Annotated in this window: 18 protein-coding genes; 9 read left to right on the top strand and 9 right to left on the bottom strand. The window is 60.1% G+C overall.

What is annotated here, in order from left to right; translation table 11 throughout:
* Positions 1–8: 8 nt before the first annotated feature.
* The 4 genes from AT6N2_RS21090 (at position 9) to AT6N2_RS21075 (ending at position 4,549) form a co-directional block, all read left to right on the top strand.
* Positions 9–365: a cupin domain-containing protein gene (locus tag AT6N2_RS21090; protein ID WP_144576600.1), complete on the top strand. Its 357-nt coding sequence runs from the start codon at positions 9–11 to the stop codon at positions 363–365.
* A 190-nt stretch (positions 366–555) separates the two neighbouring features.
* Entirely contained in the window at positions 556–2,019 is a 1,464-nt protein-coding gene (locus AT6N2_RS21085; RefSeq protein WP_209091234.1) for an aldehyde dehydrogenase family protein, read from the top strand.
* A gap of 13 nt (positions 2,020–2,032) precedes the next feature.
* Positions 2,033–3,076, top strand: a complete 1,044-nt coding sequence (locus AT6N2_RS21080) for a tartrate dehydrogenase (protein WP_209091232.1) — start codon at positions 2,033–2,035, stop codon at positions 3,074–3,076.
* A gap of 15 nt (positions 3,077–3,091) precedes the next feature.
* Entirely contained in the window at positions 3,092–4,549 is a 1,458-nt protein-coding gene (locus AT6N2_RS21075) for an NAD-dependent succinate-semialdehyde dehydrogenase (protein WP_209091944.1), read from the top strand.
* A gap of 645 nt (positions 4,550–5,194) precedes the next feature.
* Here the strand turns inward: AT6N2_RS21075 and AT6N2_RS21070 are convergent.
* Positions 5,195–5,842, bottom strand: coding sequence for an outer membrane protein (locus AT6N2_RS21070; protein WP_209091231.1), 648 nt, complete (start codon positions 5,840–5,842; stop codon positions 5,195–5,197).
* 432 nt (positions 5,843–6,274) lie between these two features.
* On the opposite strand from AT6N2_RS21070, the gene AT6N2_RS21065 reads away from it, so the two are divergent.
* Positions 6,275–6,916 carry a DUF1007 family protein gene (locus AT6N2_RS21065; protein WP_209091230.1) on the top strand — a complete coding sequence of 214 codons (642 nt, stop codon included), beginning with the start codon at positions 6,275–6,277 and terminating at the stop codon, positions 6,914–6,916.
* Complete coding sequence (locus AT6N2_RS21060; protein ID WP_209091229.1) at positions 6,910–7,959, top strand: nickel/cobalt transporter; 1,050 nt, start codon at positions 6,910–6,912, stop codon at positions 7,957–7,959. The genes AT6N2_RS21065 and AT6N2_RS21060 overlap by 7 nt, the downstream gene beginning before the upstream one ends.
* Here AT6N2_RS21060 and AT6N2_RS21055 read toward each other — a convergent pair.
* The 4 genes from AT6N2_RS21055 to AT6N2_RS21040 all read right to left on the bottom strand — a co-directional run bounded on the left by AT6N2_RS21055 (position 7,950) and on the right by AT6N2_RS21040 (position 10,577).
* A complete protein-coding gene (locus AT6N2_RS21055) occupies positions 7,950–8,180 on the bottom strand; it encodes a hypothetical protein (protein WP_063950490.1) in 231 nt (76 codons plus the stop codon). The genes AT6N2_RS21060 and AT6N2_RS21055 overlap by 10 nt on opposite strands.
* Positions 8,173–8,859: a GNAT family N-acetyltransferase gene (locus AT6N2_RS21050; protein ID WP_209091228.1), complete on the bottom strand. Its 687-nt coding sequence runs from the start codon at positions 8,857–8,859 to the stop codon at positions 8,173–8,175. The genes AT6N2_RS21055 and AT6N2_RS21050 overlap by 8 nt, the downstream gene beginning before the upstream one ends.
* A gap of 275 nt (positions 8,860–9,134) precedes the next feature.
* Positions 9,135–9,830, bottom strand: coding sequence for a tellurite resistance TerB family protein (locus AT6N2_RS21045; protein WP_209091227.1), 696 nt, complete (start codon positions 9,828–9,830; stop codon positions 9,135–9,137).
* A gap of 108 nt (positions 9,831–9,938) precedes the next feature.
* Positions 9,939–10,577, bottom strand: coding sequence for a 2-dehydro-3-deoxy-phosphogluconate aldolase (locus AT6N2_RS21040; protein WP_209091225.1), 639 nt, complete (start codon positions 10,575–10,577; stop codon positions 9,939–9,941).
* Positions 10,578–10,746: 169 nt separating this feature from the next.
* On the opposite strand from AT6N2_RS21040, the gene AT6N2_RS21035 reads away from it, so the two are divergent.
* The 3 genes from AT6N2_RS21035 (at position 10,747) to AT6N2_RS21025 (ending at position 13,342) form a co-directional block, all read left to right on the top strand.
* Entirely contained in the window at positions 10,747–11,232 is a 486-nt protein-coding gene (locus AT6N2_RS21035; protein WP_209091223.1) for a CYTH domain-containing protein, read from the top strand.
* A complete protein-coding gene (locus AT6N2_RS21030; protein WP_209091221.1) occupies positions 11,216–12,124 on the top strand; it encodes a CHAD domain-containing protein in 909 nt (302 codons plus the stop codon). Before AT6N2_RS21035 ends, AT6N2_RS21030 begins: the two co-directional genes overlap by 17 nt.
* 273 nt (positions 12,125–12,397) lie before the next feature.
* A complete protein-coding gene (locus AT6N2_RS21025) occupies positions 12,398–13,342 on the top strand; it encodes a rhodanese-related sulfurtransferase (protein WP_209091219.1) in 945 nt (314 codons plus the stop codon).
* Between the two features lie 227 nt (positions 13,343–13,569).
* Here the strand turns inward: AT6N2_RS21025 and AT6N2_RS21020 are convergent, their stop codons facing one another.
* The 4 genes from AT6N2_RS21020 to AT6N2_RS21005 all read right to left on the bottom strand — a co-directional run bounded on the left by AT6N2_RS21020 (position 13,570) and on the right by AT6N2_RS21005 (position 18,519).
* Entirely contained in the window at positions 13,570–15,813 is a 2,244-nt protein-coding gene (locus tag AT6N2_RS21020) for a bifunctional diguanylate cyclase/phosphodiesterase (RefSeq protein WP_209091218.1), read from the bottom strand.
* Positions 15,814–16,007: 194 nt separating this feature from the next.
* Positions 16,008–16,787 (bottom strand): MetQ/NlpA family ABC transporter substrate-binding protein, encoded by a 780-nt coding sequence (locus tag AT6N2_RS21015; protein ID WP_063950482.1) that lies wholly within the window; start codon positions 16,785–16,787, stop codon positions 16,008–16,010.
* Positions 16,788–16,820: 33 nt separating this feature from the next.
* Positions 16,821–17,489: a methionine ABC transporter permease gene (locus tag AT6N2_RS21010; protein WP_209091216.1), complete on the bottom strand. Its 669-nt coding sequence runs from the start codon at positions 17,487–17,489 to the stop codon at positions 16,821–16,823.
* The gene (locus tag AT6N2_RS21005; RefSeq protein WP_209091214.1) at positions 17,479–18,519 is read right to left on the bottom strand and encodes a methionine ABC transporter ATP-binding protein; all 1,041 of its coding nucleotides are present in this window, start codon (positions 18,517–18,519) and stop codon (positions 17,479–17,481) included. Before AT6N2_RS21005 ends, AT6N2_RS21010 begins: the two co-directional genes overlap by 11 nt.
* Between the last annotated feature and the right edge of the window lie 84 nt (positions 18,520–18,603).

Here is an 18,603-nt window from a genome sequence, read left to right as displayed (position 1 = left end):
ACCTCCTCATGTCACTCCTCAAGACGCTCGATACCAGACCCACCTTCGAACCAAAGGCTTCGAAAGCCCTGCCAGAGCGCCTGATCTCCGGCGATCCTTCCTTCAAGACCTGGCCGCTGGACGAGGCCCGCGACGGCACCGTGCACACCGGCATATGGGAAGCGACTCCAGGCGAGAGCCGCTCTATCAAGGGTGAAACCTTCGAGTTCTGCCACATTCTTGAAGGTGTCATCGAGATCACTCCGGATGGCGGCGAACCGCTGCGCTATACGGCAGGGGACAGTTTCGTCATGAAGCCCGGTTTCGTTGGCGTGTGGAAGACAATCGAGACCGTGCGAAAGATCTACGTCACCGTCACCGGATGAGTTGACGTTTTGAATTCCCGGTGTGGGCCGAACTGGTTTGCATCCGGGAACTTCACCACGGATGGACGCACCGAAGATTGCACTGTCCGTCAGTGGCAAAACAGGATTTTCGTTCACCGCCCCCGCAGCAGTCGGCCGATGCTGCTTGCCACCAGGGATTAGCTTGAGGCGTATTCACAGAGGGTTTCAGATGTCGCTGAGCTTCGATCCAGAGAGAATTTCCTTGCCGATCGGCCACTTCATTGGCGGCAGGCTGATTCCGGCCGAAACCGGTATCGACATGCACCGCCCCTCGGATGGCGTGGGCTATGCCGGTTGCCCCAAGGCGGATGCATCGGTTGTCGATGAGGCCGTGCAGACGGCAAAGACAGCGCTCAAAAACAGCAACTGGGGTGGTGTTCGGCCGCGCGAGCGAACCAAGGTCCTGCAACGCTGGGCCGATCTGATCGAGCAGGAAGCCGAGACGCTGGCTAAAATCGAGGCGCTGTCCTCGACAAGGCCCGTGGGTCAGCTGATTTCAGGCGACATTGCCGTCACCGCCGAACAGATTCGCTTCTTCGCAGAATTCGCCGACAAGGAAGGCGGCGATCTCGTGCCGACCGACGATACGAGCCTCGGCATGATCATGACTGAACCCTACGGGGTCGTCGGCGCCATCACGCCGTGGAATTTCCCGGTCTCCATGGCTGGCTGGAAGCTCGGTCCCGCGCTTGCCGCCGGCAACGCCGTGGTGCTGAAACCGTCCGAAATGACCCCCTTTTCCAGCATATTCATGGCTCAGTTGGCGATCAAGGCCGGGCTCCCCGCCGGCCTCATCAATATCGTTCTGGGTGACGGGCCGGTCACTGGCAATGCCATTACCGGACATCCCAACATCGCCAAGGTCAGCTTCACCGGCTCCACGGCCGCCGGCGCCGCCATCATGGCCAATGTCGCCCGCACCGGTATCAAGCCCATGACGCTGGAGCTTGGCGGAAAGAGCCCGCAAATCGTCTTTGCCGATGCGGATATCGAAAAGGCGGCGGCGGCCATTGCTGGCAATATTCTTTCCAACGCCGGGCAGGCCTGCGTTGCCGGCTCCCGCATCATTGTCGAAGAGAGCGCGGCGGATACCCTTTCCGCCGCGATCATCGCCCGCATGAAGGCGGTGAAGCCCGGCCCAACCTGGGACGAGGCCACCCAATATTCGCCTGTTATCTCCGAAGTGCAGCGCCAGCGTATCGACGGCATCGTGCAGGCGGCGATCGCCCATGGCGGCGAATGCCTGATCGGTGGCGCAATCATGGACGGCCCCGGCTATTTCTACCAGCCGACGCTGATCGCCAATGTCGACCAGAGTTCCCCTGCCGTGACCGAGGAAATCTTCGGGCCGGTGCTGACGCTGCAGACGTTCCAGACGGAAGAGGAGGCTCTGGCGCTTTCCGATCATCCGACCTACGGTCTGGCCGCTGGTCTTTTCAGCCGCGACGTCTCGCGTGTCCTGCGCTTCTCACGCGCCATTCAGGCGGGCACGATCTGGGTCAACCGGTATGGCCGGTCGCGCGACCATATTTTGCCGACGGGCGGGTACAAGCGTTCCGGCATCGGCAAGGATCTTGGGCGCGAGGCCTATCTCGCCAACCGTAAGAGCAAAAGCGTCCTCATCGGACTGTAACAGGGGAATTCTCTTGAAAACGCATCGCATCGCACTCATCCCCGGGGACGGCATCGGCAAAAGCGTCACTGATGCCGCATGGCAGGTACTGAACGCCGCAGCCAAGTCGTCCGGTTTTGCGCTCGAGGGCACGGAATTTCCCTGGTCCTGCGCTTTCTACAAGGAGACCGGGGCGATGATGCCGAAGGACGGCATCGAAACGCTGCGCGGCTTCGACGCCATCATGCTCGGCGCAGTCGGCTGGCCGGCGGAAGTGCCTGACTCTGTGTCGCTGCACGGTCTGCTGCTGCCGATCCGCAAGGCTTTCGTGCAATATGCAAATATCCGCCCGCACCGGCTACTATCAGGCGTGCAAGGGCCCTTGAAAGCCGATGGCTTCGATATTCTCTGCATTCGCGAAAACACGGAAGGTGAGTATTCCGGCGCCGGTGGCCGCGTGCATCAGGGCACGGAGGACGAAGTGGCCGTCGAAACCTCGATCTTCACCCGCAAGGGTGTGGAACGCATCCTGCGCTTCGGTTTCGAACAGGCGCAAAAGCGTCGCGGCAAGCTCGCTTCCATCACCAAGTCCAATGCCCAGAAATATTCGATGGTGTTCTGGGACGAGGTAACCCACAAGCTCGCAGTCGAATATCCTGATGTCGAGGTGACCAGCTACCACATCGACGCCATGGCGGCGCGCATGGTCATGGCGCCGGAAAGCCTCGATGTCGTGGTCGCCTCCAACCTCTTCGGCGATATTCTGACCGATCTCGGTGCGGCCATTCAGGGCGGCCTCGGTTTTGCCGCTTCCGCCAATATCAATCCCGACCGCAGCGCGCCCTCGATGTTCGAGCCGGTACATGGCTCCGCGCCTGACATCGCCCATCTCGGCATCGCCAACCCCATCGCCGCCATCTGGTCCGGAGCGATGATGCTGGAGCATCTTGGCGAAAAGGATTCGGCAGCAAAGATCATGACGGCGCTGGAAACGACGACTGGTCGCGGCATCGGCACGGTGCCGGGCAAGGACAAGACGGACACCATCACCGCCGCGGTTGTCGCGGCACTCGACTGATTTCGGAGACTTATGATGCAGGGCTTGAAGGACAAGGAACTCTTTCGCCAGACGGGCTTCATCGGCGGCGCATGGAAAGCGGCGGCGTCGGGCAAGGCGGTGGACGTCGTCGATCCGGCGACGCAGGCGGTGATCGGCACCGTGCCTGCCATGGACGGCACGGAAACGCGCGCGGCCATCGAGGCCGCCAATGCCGCCTTTGCGCCCTGGAAAAAGAAAACCCACGCGGAGCGTGCGGCGCTGCTTGAAAGATGGTTTGCGCTGATGATCGAGAATATCGACGATCTCGCACTGATCCTGACCACCGAACAGGGCAAACCCCTTGACGAAGCCAAGGGCGAAATCCGCTACGGCGCATCCTTCGTCAAATGGTTTGCGGAAGAGGCGCGGCGCATCGGCGGCGGCACCATTCCCTCACCTACGCCCGACAGGCGCATCGTTATCCTGAAAGAACCTGTCGGTGTCTGCGGCATCATCACGCCGTGGAATTTCCCGAATGCCATGATCACCCGCAAGGTCGCGCCCGCACTCGCAGCCGGCTGCACCGTGGTTATCAAGCCTTCGGAATTCACCCCCTATTCGGCGCTGGCGCTTGGCGTTCTCGCGGAGCGGGCCGGCATCCCGGCAGGTGTCATCAACATTGTCACCGGCATGCCGACTGATATTGGCAATGAAATCATGGCCAACGAGACGGTTCGGAAAATTTCCTTCACCGGTTCCACCCGCGTTGGCTCGCTTTTGATGCGCGGCGCCGCCGACAGCATTAAGCGCCTATCGCTGGAACTCGGCGGCAATGCGCCCTTCATCGTGTTTGACGACGCCGATCTCGATCTTGCGGTTGAGGGCGCGCTCCTCTCGAAGTTCCGCAATGGCGGCCAGACCTGTGTTTGTGCCAACCGCCTTCTTATCCAATCCGGCGTGTATGACACCTTTGCGAAAAAGCTAGCCGATCGCGTCGATGCGATGCGGGTCGGCCCTGGAACCGAGGCAGGCGTCTCCATCGGGCCGATGATCAACGAACCGGCCATCGCTAAAATCCGTGCGCATGTTGACGACGCCGTATCAAAGGGCGCGACAATCATCACCAAGCCGCGCGAACTGCCGAAAGGCCCGCAATATACCGCACCCGTGGTCCTGACGGGCGCTACCACGGCAATGCAACTGGCCAGCGAAGAGACATTCGGGCCCGTCGCACCGCTTTTCCGCTTCGAAACGGAAGAGGAAGCGCTCGCCATCGCCAACGGTACGCCGTTCGGCCTCGCCGCCTATTTCTACACTGAAAGTCTCAAGCGCGCCTGGCGCGTGGGTGAAGCCCTGGAATTCGGCATGGTTGGCCTCAATACCGGCCTCATCTCCACCGAAGTCGCCCCGTTCGGCGGCGTCAAACAATCCGGGCTTGGCCGCGAAGGCGCACAGGTTGGCATTGAGGAATATCTGGAAACAAAGGCTTTCCACATCGGCGGACTCGCCTGATCCCCCTTTTCTCCCCGCCTAAAGGGCCGCGCTGCGGCCCTTCTTTTTTCGAGAAACGCACACCGTCTATCAGTCTCGAAAGACACGCGCAGGAAAATGGTGTCCACGAGAGGATTCGAACCTCCGACCCCAGGATTCATACCACTTCGGCTTTCGCCGCCGCTTGCGCGTTCGTGGTCTGGACTGTCCCTTCACCATAGGCACTGATGCCGTTAGGTGCTGCCCGTCCAGTCTCTACACACTTCCCCAAATTTCTCCGGGGCTTGGCTCGGGATTGGCATGCTGGAAGCCCAGCGAAGCGTTCCCCGACTTTGAGCAGTTTGATTGTATAGGTTTCCCAGTACAACCCCCAATTAAGGAATCCTGTGCTCTATCCTGCTGAGCTACGTGGACACACACGATTTTCAATAGCTCACACGAGCTAACCGGGCAACCGCTCATTTCGAAAAACGGCGATCAGTCAACAGCCGGGATTGGATATGCCGAAATGACGGAACTCATGGCCGCGACCGCGGCTGGAGCCATCGCGACAGGCTGACATTATTGCGGTCGGTTCTCATCGCGATCCTGCGAATAGGTGCCGTACAACTGACCGACGAAGTAGGCGTCGCAGCGTTGCGACGCCCTCTTTCCAGGGATAGACCTTCAGAACTTGACGCCAAGGCCAACCTTGACGACGTGTTCAGAGACGTCACCGGTCGAAGTGATTGGGCCGGTATGGTAGGTTTCCTTGCCGAAGTCGTTGTAACGATATTCCACGCGTCCAAACAGGTTGTTGGTGAACGCGTAGTCCACACCTGCACCAACCGTCCAGCCGTGCAATACCTTGCTGTCTGCGCCAAACGGCGCTTTGACTTCGCTGTCAGTTGCCGCGTAACCAGCGGCGGTATAGATCAGCGCCCGGTCGATCGCGTATCCGGCGCGCAGACGCGCAGAACCGTTCAGACCTGACGAGACCTCGCTGGTGACGATGGTTTTGTCGCCCCAGGCGTAGCCGAGATCACCCTCGACGCCGAGAATCACGGAGGGAGCAACCTCAGAATTGTAGCCCACGAAGCCAGAAAAACGACCGCCGTCAAAGTCGTGCTTCGTGGTGACACCAAAAGTTGTCGACTTGACCCGGTTCTTGCCGTAGCCCGCAGACGCGCCGAGATAAACACCATCCCAGGAAAAGGCGGGCGCAACGTCGTTGACAACAGGTGCGGACGGAATGTCGCTGACCGCGTCTGCGGCTGCAGCCAGACCGTAGGAAACGCCTAACATGGCGAACGCGAAAAATGATTGTTTCAACATGCGATAGCTCCTTGAAAATAACCCCTGCTCACCTGCGGATCGCGATTTTCGCGACCGGGAACGCAGACCTGTGACGGGGTTTTACGCACCCACAGATTGAAGCACATCATGGTTAAATTCCCGTAAAGCGCTACAGTAGAGACGCTACAACGGCCGTATTCCCGTTAATGCCAGCGGTATCCCCAAAATATTAGTTAGAATTTATGCGATCGCCTGGAGGTAGTTGCGGCGCTTTACCCAAAACTGGTATTCAGCCGCCTGCCACATGGCGGGCGCGATAAGCCACCCTGGTTGCGAAAGCTCCGGTATCACATCGGGGTTAACCCGCACTCTGACGTTCCCCAGCACGCCCGCGTGGCATCAGGTCGAAATTCGGTCCCAATTTCTGCTAGAGTCGGGCCTCCGAGATTCGACGTCAGGACAGACCGTATAATGAAAAGACGACTATTGCTTCTTGCGGCTGGGCTGACCTCCATTCCCGTTGCGGCTTCGGCGCATCCGCACATTTTTGCGGAAGCCCGCATGGAAATCGTCGAGGGGCCGAATGGCACCGTTCAGGAAGTGCGCAACATCTGGCGTTTTGACGAGATGTTCTCCGCAAGCGTGGTGATGGATTACGACAAGAACAGCGACCTGAAGCTGGACAAGAACGAGCTGGCCGAGATCGGCAATACGGTCAAGGAATCGCTTGCCGAATATTCCTATTACACCTTCATCACCGACAACGGGAAACCGGTTGAGTTTTCCAAGCCCGATACCATTCATGTCGACTACAAGGACCAGCAGATCCTGATGTTCTTCTCGGTGAAGCCAGTGAAACCGCTTGCCGTCAAGGGCAAGCTCAGTTTCGGCGCCTGGGACCCGACCATGTATACGGCGATCGATTTCGCCAAGGACAGCGATATCGCCACACAGGGCAAGGATCTGAATGCCTGCAAGCATCATATCGTTCGTCCTGACCCCGACGAAGTGATCTCGCAGAACCAGAGTTCGCTGACCGACGCCTTTTTCAACGATCCGACGGGCACCGACATGACCAAGCTCTTCGCCACCCGGCTGGAGATATCATGCTGAGCCGCAGGGCAGGCCTTGCCGCCGTTGCCATCGGCCTTGTTGCCGTGGCGAGCGCTGCCCATGCGCAGTCGCCGCTCGGCATCGGCTCGGCCGAGCCTTCCTTCTCCGTCGGCGGGCCGTTTGCGCCGCTGATGCAATGGATCAACGTGCACCAGCAGATGTTCTATCGGGCGCTGACCGGTGCGCTGAAGGCCATGCGTGAGGATGGCTGGGCGCTCGGCTCGCTGATCGGTCTTTCTTTTGCTTATGGTGTCTTCCACGCCGCTGGCCCCGGCCACGGCAAGGCGGTCATTTCGTCCTATATGATCGCCAATGAAACACAGCTGAAACGCGGTATCCTCATTTCTTTCGTCTCGGCACTCATTCAGGGCTTGATGGCCATCGGCCTCGTTGGTGCCGCCTGGCTGGTGCTGCGCGGCACATCCATCACCATGACCAGGGCGACGCAGGCGATGGAGATTGCAAGCTTCGCGATGGTGGCGCTGTTCGGCGCCTGGCTCCTGGTGCGAAAACTCTGGTCGTTGCGCATCCGACGCGAACCCGTGCCGGTCTTTGCTACGGCGGGCGAGTCACCTGCCGCCAGAACCACCGGCATGGGCACGGGACTGCGGTTTCAGGGCAAGCCCGTATTTGCAGATCACGACCATAACGGCACGGGTGATCTCTGCAGCGCCTGCGGGAAATCTCATGCGCCTGATCCCATGCTGTTGAAGAGCAAGAATTTCAGCCTGCACGAGGCATGGTCGGCAATCATCGCCGTGGGGCTCAGGCCCTGCTCGGGTGCGATCATCGTCATGAGCTTTGCGCTTCTGAACGGGCTTTATCTCGGCGGCGTGCTTTCCGTGCTCGCCATGTCGCTCGGCACCGCCATCACGGTGTCGGCTCTCGCCATCATGGCTGTCTCGGCCAAGGGCCTCGCCGTGCGCTTCGCCGGCCCCGGCAGCCGCAGGGCGGCCGGCATCAGCCACGCGATTGAAATCGCCGGCGCGCTCTTCGTGCTGATCATGGGATTATTGCTGCTTGGCGCGTCGCTTCAGTTCTGATGATCGCGGCGGCGCTGGTAGCGCGCCCGCAGCCAGAAGAGCAGGAAGAAACACAGCACGGCAACTGCGCCGAAGGCGGCGGCGAGCCAGGGCGAATAGTCGCCCAGCCAGAGCATGATCTTCGGCATGACGAAGAACACGATCCCGAAACCGACGATGATGAGGGCGGCGGCAATGGCCGGCGACCTGTCCTTTTTCTCAGATGTCGGCGTATCAGGCATTGGCAAGCTCCGCGCGAATATCCTCAAGCTTGCGTTTCTGTTTGCCATCGGCCCCAAAATTGTCAGGCGAAAGCCAGGCTTCGAAGGCCCTGGCGATCAGCGGCCATTCGCCGTCGATCATCGAAAACCATGCGGTATCGCGGTTCTGGCCCTTCGCAACCATGTGCTGGCGGAAAACGCCCTCGAAGGTGAAGCCATACCGTTTCGCGGTTGTCTTCGAGGGCTCGTTTTCGTTGTGGCATTTCCACTCGTAACGGCGATAGCCGAGATCCTCGAACACATGTTTCGCCATCAGGTAATGCGCCTCGGTGGCAAGTGGCGAGCGCTTCATCTTCGCGCCATGGGCGACCGAGCCAACCTCGACCACGCCATTGGCAGGATCTGGACGCATGTAGCTCGCCATGCCGACAACGTCGCCGGTGGCGTTTTCAACGAAGATCAGCGTGACCCAGTTGAGTTTTTCGCCCGAGCCGACAAGCCAGTCACCAAAGGCATCGGCATCGGGAAAGGCGCTTTGCGGGAAATATCTGAGCAGCGCATTCACGCCCTCGCCGCCAAGGGCGTCCCAGAGCCTTGTGAGGTGTTTTTCGCGATCAAACGGCTCGGCCGTGACGTAACGACCCTTCAGCACCACCGGCTGCGGTGCCGGACATCCCTTAAAATCACTCAGATCGCGCATTCTCTTCCCCATTTGCTGGGAGAAGGATTAGGGCAAGCGAGGCGGGATGACAACAGTGGAAGTAGCGTGGGATGCGGTGGCTTTGGCGGGCGTGGCTCCCCCCTCGGCCCTGCCGGGCATCTCCCCCTCAAGGGGGAGATCAGCAAGAGGCGCTACCAGCACTTCATCCATAAACGGTGAGAGAGCTAAGACATAGCCGCTTGTCGATCTCCCCCCTTGAAGGGAAGATGCCCGGCAGGGCCGAGGGGGGTGAACCGCGCCCGCCGAGGCCTACCTCAAGCCTTCGCAGCCACCACCGTCGCCTCGATGTGATCCACCAGTGAATCCGGCAACCCAAGCCGCCCGGCAAGAAGATCGAGATAGCCCCGCTCCGCCCGCGTATCCGCCTCGATGGCGAGCCGTGAGGCGGTGTAAAGCTCCACCTTCTGCTCTTCCGTCCGCGCAGCGGCCACCAGCGCGTTGATGTCGAGCGGATCGGCCAGTTCCTTTTCGAGGAAACGCTCGGCTTCGCTATCGAGGCCGGAGACCTGCACCTTGTCCATGATATTGGCGCGCTCCTTCTCATCGATATGACCGTCCGCCTTGGCGGCGGCGATCATCGCCTGGATGAGCTTCAGAGCAAAGTCATTGGAAAGAGCCGGCGATTGCGGGTGGAAGGCGGAATCGGCCGGCGGGGCGAGAAGCTCCGGCTCGGGTTTCGGCGCAACTTCAGGCGCCTGTCCTGATTTGTAATTCTTGTAAGCGAGATAACCGAGGCCGGCGATCGCAGCCACGCCCCCGATGGTGGCGACATTGCCGGCGAGCTTGCGGCCGGTCTTAGTGCCGAGAATGGCGGCGGCGAGCGCGCCTGCCTTCATCGGATTATTTTTTGCGATTTCGGCGGCCTGCCCGGCTCTGTCACGGACGCTTCCCGAAAGGCCCGGCACCTGGGAGCCGAGGAATTGTTCAAGAAGCTTCTTGGCGTCGAACATCAAAATCTCCTGTAGAGGTCAAATCTACTGGGGAGATAGGAAGCCGTGGGCCGAATACAAATGTCAAACCCGCTCACGCCTTCGTGAACGGGTTTGACAGGAGACAAATCAGGCGCGCAGCGCAGCCGCTTCGGCGGCGAGCTTGGTGATGCCCGCCCAATCGCCGGTTGCCACCAGTTCGCGTGGGGCAACCCAAGAACCGCCGACGCAGACGACGTTTGGCAGCGCCAGATAATCATTGGCATTCTTCAGCGACACGCTGCCGGTCGGGCAGAAGACGGTACCGGCGAGCGGCGACGACAGCGCCTTGAGGTAAGGTGCGCCGCCAGCCTGTTCGGCCGGGAAAAACTTCAGCACCTTGTAGCCTTCGTCGCGCAGCGCCATGACTTCGCTGGCGGTGGCAGCCCCCGGAAGCAGCGGCACCTTGGAGCCGCGCGCGGCATCCAGCACGCTTTTATTGATGCCGGGGCTGACAATGAAGGTGGAGCCTGCTTCGGCGGCCGCTTCAAAATCTTTCGCATTGAGAATGGTGCCAGCACCGACATTGGCGCCTTCGACTTCCGCAGCAACGGCGCGGATGGCATCGAGTGCCGCAGGCGTGCGCATGGTGATTTCAATTGCCTTCAGGCCGCCTGCCACCAAAGCGCGCGCCAAAGGCACGGCGGAAGCGGCATCATCCACGATCAGCACCGGAACAACAGGCTGGAGCTTGAGAATGGAGAGAAGTTTTTCGGAATCCTGGGCCAAGACAAGCCTCCTTGAGGGATTGAAACGATTGAAATTCTGTTTATCGATTAGCCTGCCACGGCGGTCATGTCGAGGCGCGACCATCGCATTTTTGCCCGCGACCCCAACCAATTCGCTTCATCGCAGTCCGATATTACGATAACCTGACGCACCAGTTTGCGGAGAGAGCATGGCCAAGGAAATCGAACGGAAGTTTCTTGTCGCGCGTGGCGAATGGCGCAATCAGGTCACGCGTAGCATGGCTTTTCGGCAGGCGTATGTCGCCTCGATGGAAGACCGCTCGGTCCGGGTCAGGATCGTCGACCGGCGCGACGCCACACTGACCGTCAAGATTGGTGCCAGCGCTCTGGTGCGCGACGAATATGAATATGCCATTCCCCTCGAAGACGCCGAAGAACTCATGCAGAGCGCCCCCGGTGTGGTGATAGAGAAGACGCGCCACACGGTGGAGCATGGCGGCTTTACCTGGGAAATCGACGTATTTGAAGGCCAGTATGAGGGATTGGTCGTCGCTGAGGTGGAGATGCACGATGAGAATGCGGATCCTGATTTACCGGCATGGTTAGGCAGGGAAGTCACCGGAGACCGTCGCTTTTCCAACCAGTCGCTCGCCATGGATCCGCAGGGAGACCTGACGGATGTCATTCAGAATTGATCCTGAAAAACCGTTCAGCGAAGAAGTCCACCGTTTGGGGCTGGCGTTGATCGATGATGCGATCGCAATACTTGGAGACAATACGGCTGGGTCACATGCGGCGGTACACGAGGCTCGCAAACGTTTCAAGCGATTGCGGGCGCTCTACCGCCTCCTCCGCAGCGCCGCGCCGGGCTTCGTGCGCGAGGAAAATGCCCGTATTCGTGATATCGCTCGCTCTTTCGCCGTCGCGCGGGACGCAACCGCACTTGTCGAAACGGCGGAATATCTCGAGACTTTCGCGCGCTCTGATGCACAGGGTGACGCGCTGCGCTCGATCACTGCCATGCTGCGCATCCGCCGCGATGACATTTTAAAACAGGAGTGCGGTCTCGGCGACGCAATGTCCGCCGCCGTTGACGCTTGCAAAGAGGCACGCAAAAAACTCGGTGCTGTGTCGCTGCCCGATGAGTTGAAAGCGACCACACGACTGGTGAGAACCGGATGGTCCAAACAGGGCAAAAAAGCAAGAAAAGCCCTCGCCCATTGCCACGAACAGGCCGGCGTCGAGCATTTCCATGATCTGCGCAAGGCTTCTCAAGCCTATGGGACGCATCTGGGCTTGATGCGATCACTCTGGCCATCCGCCATGCGTGCCAAACGGGCCGATGCCAAGCGGCTGGTCTCAATTCTCGGCCACGAGCACGACCTCTCGGTTCTCGCCGCCGTTGCCGACCGCGAACCGGATCGCTTCGGCAATGGTGAACGGCTGGCACTGCTTCTCGACGCGATCATCGAAAGGCAGCAGGCACTGCGAGCCGAAGCCCTCGAACTGGCCGACGAGGTGTTTTCTGGACCCGCCCGCAAGGAGGGTCGCATCGTCGGGCTGTTGTGGCGGCAGGCGGCCAAGTAGGCCGAAGACGGAGATGTTGGGGAAAGAGCGTAGACCACAATCGGCGTCATCCTCGGGCTTGTCCCGAAGATCTGCAACGTGTCGGTTTATGCGACGTGATTAGATCCTTGGGGCAAGCGCAAGGATGATGGAAGAGAGGTTTTGCCATCTCGGGCTTGAGGCATGGGCCGCCTGCCAATCGCCCGTCTATCTCGGATATTTGACGATTTTCAAAATACCGCTCCCCGCTGATAAATATTGCTTTGCAGCCGCCGCCGCTGTATTTCAGCGCCCATGACCGACACGACCATTCTCCCCCGCCCGGAAGCCTCTGGCGATTTCCTTGTGGCCGCGCTTTATCATTTCGCCCGCCTGCCGCGGTTCGAGAGCCTGCGCGATCCCTTGCTTTCACTTTGCCAGGTGGACGGCGTCAAGGGGACGCTACTCTTGGCCGCCGAGGGCATCAACGGCACGATTGCCGGGTCTGACGCGGGCGTTCACGCCGTGCTCTCCTTCCTTCGCGCTCAACCGGAATTCGCGGCTTTGGAGCACAAGGAAAGCCGCGCTTCGCACATGCCTTTCGTGCGCCTGAAGGTGAAGCTCAAGAAAGAGATCGTGACGATGGGCGTGCCGGATATCGATCCGAACCGCATCGTCGGCACCTATGTCGACCCCCGCGACTGGAATGAGCTGATCTCCGACCCGGATACCATCGTCATCGACACCCGCAATGATTATGAGACCGCCATCGGCGTCTTCAAGGGGGCAGTCGATCCGAAGACGAAAACATTCCGCGAGTTTCCCGATTGGGTGAAAAACAATCCCGGCCTGCACAACAAGCCGAAAATTGCCATGTATTGCACCGGCGGCATTCGCTGCGAAAAGGCCACGGCCTTCATGAAGGAACAGGGTTTCGATGAGGTCTATCACCTCAAGGGCGGCATCCTGAAATATCTGGAAGAGGTGCCGGAAGAAGAAAGTCTCTGGGAAGGCGCCTGCTTCGTCTTCGATGAGCGCGTCTCCGTCGTCCACGGCCTTGCCGAAGGCGATCACCAGCTCTGCCACGCCTGCCGCAACCCGATCACGCCGGAAGTGCGCCTGTCACCCAAATTCGAGGAAGGCGTGTCCTGCCCGAGCTGTTACGACGAGCGAAGCGAAGACGACCGCCAGCGGTTCCGCGACCGGCAGCAGCAGATCGAACTGGCGAAGAAGCGCGGCGAGCGACATCTGGGGCGCTAAGCCCGGGCGGCGATCTGACTGCATAACAGTTGGGGTTTGTTTGAGCGGGTGCCGTGTGTTTCTTCTCCCCGCCGGGGAGAAGTCCGCGGCAGCGGGATGAGGGGGCAAGCTCTCCGAAATCCGGCAACGTGCCCCCTCATCCGACCCTTCGGGCCACCTTCTCCCCGGCGGGGAGAAGAAATGGGCCGCACCTTCAGGTGATCAAGAATGGGTGGAAGTAATCAGCCTCACGCGCCTGCCCGCAACGCAAAAAGCGGCGTATCCTGCCCGTCCAGGAGGGCAGCGATCTCTTCCGCCGCAACCGGTTTCGAGAACAGGTAACCCTGCAATTCATCGCAGCCGCACAGATGCAGGATCGCCGCCTGTTCTTCGGTTTCCACGCCTTCGGCAGTGACCGGAATATCGAGCGACTTTGCGAGCGCCACGGTGGCCTGGAGCATTTCCAGTGATTTGCCCCCCTGCTCGAGCGCCATGACGAGCGACCGGTCGATCTTCATGCGGTCGAAACCGAAGCGGCGGAGATATCCGACGCTCGCAAAGCCCGCACCAAAATCGTCAAGCGCAATGTGCAGGCCGAGCTGCTTCAGCTTTTCGATGGCTGCGCTCGCACGTTCCGGATGCTGAATGAAGTAGCCTTCCGTCATTTCGAGCCGCAGCCTTTCGGGTGGTGTTTGGGTCTCCTCGAGAATATCCGCCACATGCCTTGAAAAAGCAGGATTGCGGAACTGGACGGGAGAAATATTCACCGACAATTTGATGGACGGCCATTGCCTTGCCGTCTCGCAGGCCTTGTGCAGGACGAGAAGGCCCAGCCGGTCTATCAGTCCGCTGCTTTCGGCGGCGCCAATGAAGATATCGGGCGGCACAAAGCCGTAACCAGGTCGCTGCCAGCGGGCAAGAGCCTCTACCCCGGTTATGTGGCGTGTGGCAGCATTCACGACAGGCTGATAGACGACCTTGATCTCTTCGTTGAGGATTGCGGCGCGAAGATCGGCCTCGAGCTGCAGTTTCTCCTCACGCAGCGCATCCATCTTCAACTCATAGGAAACATAACGGCCCCGCCCGCTCTCCTTGGCCTGATACATGGCCATGTCCGCGCGCCGCAGCAACTCTTCGCCGTTGATATCTCCGGCGCGGGAGATCGACGTTCCAATGCTGCAGCCGATGCTTGCCACACGGTCCCCGATGCTGATGGGTTCCGTGAACAGTTCGAGAAGCGCCAGACACAGTTTGCGGCCCTCGGTCCAGACATCTGTGCCCTGGATGGCGATTGCGAATTCGTCACCGCCGAGCCGCGCGAGAACGGCCCCTTCCGGCACCAGCACCTTCAGCGCCGCCGCCACGCCCTTGATCAGCCGATCGCCGGCGGCATGACCGTAGGCGTCGTTGATTTCCTTGAAACCATCGAGATCGAGATAAAGCAGCTTGATATCGGTCCTGTCCTGGCGGGCCTTACCCACCATACGGTTCACCCGCGCAAAGAGGCCCGCACGGTTGTCGAGCCCGCTCAACCGATCGCGCAGCGCCTCCTCCCGCGCCGCTGCTTCATCGGCCTTCAGCCGATCGAGCGTGGCCGAACCGATGAGAAGAAGCACGAGAAAGAATGTGCCCGCGATGCCAAGCGCCGTAAACACGACTGGCCGCGCCTCATGAAAACTGACGTCTCCCGGGAGATGTGAGCGCCAGACGAGATTCGCCAGCACCTGCCCCATGGGATTGACGATATCGACGTGGTTGGCGGTAGGTTCCTCTCCGTACCTCAGTTCCAGCCCCTCGATCACGTAGTTTCGAGCAAGCTTGTCCACTGTAGCCTGTTTGAGATGACGGGCGAAAATCAGATAACGACGCTCCGACACCACCGATGGCAATGCCCCCGACTTCAACCGTATGAGAGCGACCCCGGCAGCGGCGATACCGTCCTGAGTTTTGACGAAGCCCGTCACCTGTGCGTTCATGCCGGCAGGCATGATCCGGGCAGCCGCTATCATCTCCGTCAGCCCACCGGAGAAATATGTATCATAGGTCCACGCCACCGGCTTACCGTTCTGGTAGGCCATGCGAGCCCTGCCACCCTCGTCGATGACGATGGCTGTATCGAAAAGATCGTTATTGACGGTCGCGTCACCATAATTGCTCGACACCCAGTCGTAGCGATCGGCCGCATAAATATTGTCGGCGGCATCGTCCCAGGCGGCGTAGTCGTTCAGGGTTGCGCCAAGTTGCTCACGAAATGTCACGAGAGCGCCCGCCGTCGTCTCACGGGAACGGGCATTATCGAGCAGATTTGTCTTCTCGCGGACCTGACTGAGGGCGGAGAGAACGAGCGCAGTGACGATGAGAAGCACGAGCGCGAAAGTGGACAGCACAACGCCGACCGCAGTTCTACGGCCGACCGGCAGATAATCTCCAATGTTGCGCGGCGCAATGCGCATAAAGCCCCCTTCGAAAGCACCATTTTGCGAAGGAAACATTCAAAAGCCGTTAAACCACGCCGCCGCGCGAACCCAAAAAACAAAGGGTACGAACCCGTACTCCGGCGGAAAACGTGAAAAACCATTCCGCCAAATGCATCCGGTTTTTCATGGAAACCTGTTTTCCGCTGGTGTTAAACAAAAACCTCCCCCGCGAACGGGAGAGGCTAACAAACGGTCAGAATCGAAGTTTCTTACCAGGACGGGATGACCGTGCCGTTATATTTCTCCAGGATGAAAGCCTTCACTTCCGGGCTCTGGTAGGATTCGACCAACGTTTTTACCCAGGGCTTGTCCTTATCCTGTGCACGAACAGCGATGACATTCGCGTAAGGAGACTTTTCGCTTTCGATGGCGATGGAATCTTTTTTCGGGTTCAGGCCGGCAGCCGTGGCGTAGTTGGTGTTGATGACCGAAGCGTCGGTATCGTCAAGCGAGCGCGGCAGCTGGGCAGCGTCGAGCTCGACGATCTGGATGTTCTTCGGGTTTTCGGTGATGTCGGCAGGCGTTACCTTCAGACCGGCCTCTTCCTTCACCTTGATCACGCCCTTGGAGGCGAGAACCAGCAGTGCACGGCCGCCATTGGTCGGATCGTTCGGAATACCGACCGTCGCGCCATCCTTCAACTCGTCAAGGCTCTTCACCTTCTTCGAATAAACGCCCATCGGAGTGGTGATGGTGGTGCCGACGCTGACGAGATCGAATTTGCGGTCAGCGATCTGGTTGTCGAGGTAAGGCTGGTGCTGGAAGGAGTTCGCCTGCAGCTCGCCGTCATTCAGCGCCTGGTTCGGCACGACGTAATCGGAGAATTCGACGATATCGATGTCGAGGCCCTTGGCGGCGGCGATCTTCTTCACCTGCTCCATGATCTGCGCGTGTTCGGCGGGGGTGACGCCGATCTTGATGGTCTCCGCCAGCGCCTGACCGGCGGTGAAGAGAGCGGCGAGCGAGGCCGCGAGGATGAGTTTCTTCATGGGTGTCTCCTTGGGTTGTTATTATAAAGGCTGTTAATTCTTGCGTGTGCGCTTGTCGAAGCTGCGGGCCAGCCGGTCGCCGGCGCTCTGCACCAGCTGCACCAGCACGATCAGCACCAGAACCACGGCCAACATCACGTCTGGCATGAAGCGCTGGTAACCGTAGCGGATGCCGAGATCGCCCAGCCCGCCGCCGCCGACCGCGCCAACCATTGCCGAATAACCGATGAGGCTGACCAGCGTCAGCGTGAGCGCCAGCGTGATGCCGGGCTTGGCCTCAGCCAGCAGCACCTTGGTGACGATTTGCAGCGGGGTCGCGCCCATGGCGCGGGCGGCCTCGATCAGCCCCTTGTCCACCTCGCGGATTGCTGATTCCACCAGCCTCGCGATGAAGGGCACGGTCGCAACCGTCAGCGGCACAATGGCGGCACTGGTGCCGATCGATGTGCCGGCCACCAGCCGGGTGAAGGGAATGATCGCGACGACGAGAATGATGAAGGGCGTCGAGCGCGCCGCATTCACGATGAGGCCGAGGATGCGGTTGGTCATGGGCGCTGGAAACAGTTCGCCCTTGCCGCTGGTGGCGAGGAAAACGCCCATTGGCACGCCGATGATGGAGCCAACGATGCCGGCGACAGCGACCATATGCAGGGTTTGCAGCAGGCCCTTCAGCAGAAGGTTGAAGATCATATCAGGCGACATAACCGAGCACCTCCGTGTGAAGACCGGTTTCAGCATAAAAGCGATTGGCGCGCGCTGTAACCTCAGCCGAGGCCGGATAGGAGACGACGAGCGACCCGAAGGGCTCGCCGGAGATTTCCTCGATGGTGCCGGCGAGGATGTTCACATCAGGGCCGATTTCGGCAACGAGGCGGGCGGTCAACGGCTGGAAGGCTGTCTCGCCGAAGAATACCAGACGAACCAGAACCCGATCTCCTTCCGTGGCTTCAGGCTTCAGTCCTGAGGTAACCCAGTGCGGCAGCTTCACGCCGACAGACGACGACAGCAGGCTGCGGGTCGTCTCGTGTTTCGGCGCCGTGAAGATGTCGAAGGTCGTGCCTTCCTCGACAATCAGGCCCCTGTCGATGACGGCCACCTGCGACGCGATGGTCTTCACCACCTCCATCTCGTGCGTGATGAGCAGCACGGTCAGACCGAGTTCGGCATTGATGCGCTTCAGCAACTCGAGAATGGACTGCGTCGTTTCCGGGTCGAGCGCGGAGGTCGCCTCGTCGGAAAGGAGCAGCTTCGGCTGGGTGGCAAGCGCGCGGGCAATGCCGACACGCTGCTTCTGGCCGCCCGACAGCTCCGCCGGATATCGTTTCGCCTTGTCGGAAAGCCCGACAAGATCGAGCAGCGGCGCGACGCGGGCCTCGATTTCCTTCTTGCCCAGGCCGGCGATTTCCAGCGGCAGGGCCACATTGTCGAAAGCGGTGCGGGAGGACAAAAGATTGAAGTGCTGGAAGATCATGCCGACGGACCGGCGCAGCGTGCGCAGGCTCTTTTCATCAAGCGCCGCGACATCGACGCCATCGACGACCACGCGGCCGGTCGAAGGCTTCTCAAGACCGTTGGCGAGGCGAATGAGCGTGGATTTGCCCGCGCCCGAGCGGCCGATGATGCCGGTGATGGAGCCTTTCGGCACGGCGTAATCGATACCGGCAAGGGCCGCGAAGCCGGGCTTGCCGTCGGCGCCGCCAAAGGTTTTGGTCACGCCTTCAAACGTAACCATCGGCTCCTTTGCCGCCCCTTCCGGGACCGCTTGCTTTTGGCGCACGGTGGATGCCGTGCTGTGTGGGAAAGTCATTGTGAACTC

The sequence above is a fragment of the Agrobacterium tumefaciens genome, assembly GCF_017726655.1.
Taxonomy (GTDB): Bacteria; Pseudomonadota; Alphaproteobacteria; order Rhizobiales; family Rhizobiaceae; genus Agrobacterium; species Agrobacterium tumefaciens_B.
Note: the sequence above shows the minus strand (reverse complement) of the source record. Positions and strands in the feature narration are given on the sequence as shown.

What these genes read in the sequence shown, in the direction of transcription:
- AT6N2_RS21055 (WP_063950490.1), bottom strand. Translation starts at nt 8,180, where the DNA reads ATGCCTGATACGCCGACATCTGAGAAAAAGGACAGGTCGCCGGCCATT.
- AT6N2_RS21065 (WP_209091230.1), top strand. Translation starts at nt 6,275, where the DNA reads ATGAAAAGACGACTATTGCTTCTTGCGGCTGGGCTGACCTCCATTCCC.
- AT6N2_RS21025 (WP_209091219.1), top strand. Translation starts at nt 12,398, where the DNA reads ATGACCGACACGACCATTCTCCCCCGCCCGGAAGCCTCTGGCGATTTC.
- AT6N2_RS21020 (WP_209091218.1), bottom strand. Translation starts at nt 15,813, where the DNA reads ATGTTTCCTTCGCAAAATGGTGCTTTCGAAGGGGGCTTTATGCGCATT.
- AT6N2_RS21005 (WP_209091214.1), bottom strand. Translation starts at nt 18,519, where the DNA reads ATGGTTACGTTTGAAGGCGTGACCAAAACCTTTGGCGGCGCCGACGGC.
- AT6N2_RS21060 (WP_209091229.1), top strand. Translation starts at nt 6,910, where the DNA reads ATGCTGAGCCGCAGGGCAGGCCTTGCCGCCGTTGCCATCGGCCTTGTT.
- AT6N2_RS21035 (WP_209091223.1), top strand. Translation starts at nt 10,747, where the DNA reads ATGGCCAAGGAAATCGAACGGAAGTTTCTTGTCGCGCGTGGCGAATGG.
- AT6N2_RS21045 (WP_209091227.1), bottom strand. Translation starts at nt 9,830, where the DNA reads ATGTTCGACGCCAAGAAGCTTCTTGAACAATTCCTCGGCTCCCAGGTG.
- AT6N2_RS21085 (WP_209091234.1), top strand. Translation starts at nt 556, where the DNA reads ATGTCGCTGAGCTTCGATCCAGAGAGAATTTCCTTGCCGATCGGCCAC.
- AT6N2_RS21070 (WP_209091231.1), bottom strand. Translation starts at nt 5,842, where the DNA reads ATGTTGAAACAATCATTTTTCGCGTTCGCCATGTTAGGCGTTTCCTAC.
- AT6N2_RS21010 (WP_209091216.1), bottom strand. Translation starts at nt 17,489, where the DNA reads ATGTCGCCTGATATGATCTTCAACCTTCTGCTGAAGGGCCTGCTGCAA.
- AT6N2_RS21050 (WP_209091228.1), bottom strand. Translation starts at nt 8,859, where the DNA reads ATGCGCGATCTGAGTGATTTTAAGGGATGTCCGGCACCGCAGCCGGTG.
- AT6N2_RS21075 (WP_209091944.1), top strand. Translation starts at nt 3,092, where the DNA reads ATGCAGGGCTTGAAGGACAAGGAACTCTTTCGCCAGACGGGCTTCATC.
- AT6N2_RS21030 (WP_209091221.1), top strand. Translation starts at nt 11,216, where the DNA reads ATGTCATTCAGAATTGATCCTGAAAAACCGTTCAGCGAAGAAGTCCAC.
- AT6N2_RS21090 (WP_144576600.1), top strand. Translation starts at nt 9, where the DNA reads ATGTCACTCCTCAAGACGCTCGATACCAGACCCACCTTCGAACCAAAG.
- AT6N2_RS21015 (WP_063950482.1), bottom strand. Translation starts at nt 16,787, where the DNA reads ATGAAGAAACTCATCCTCGCGGCCTCGCTCGCCGCTCTCTTCACCGCC.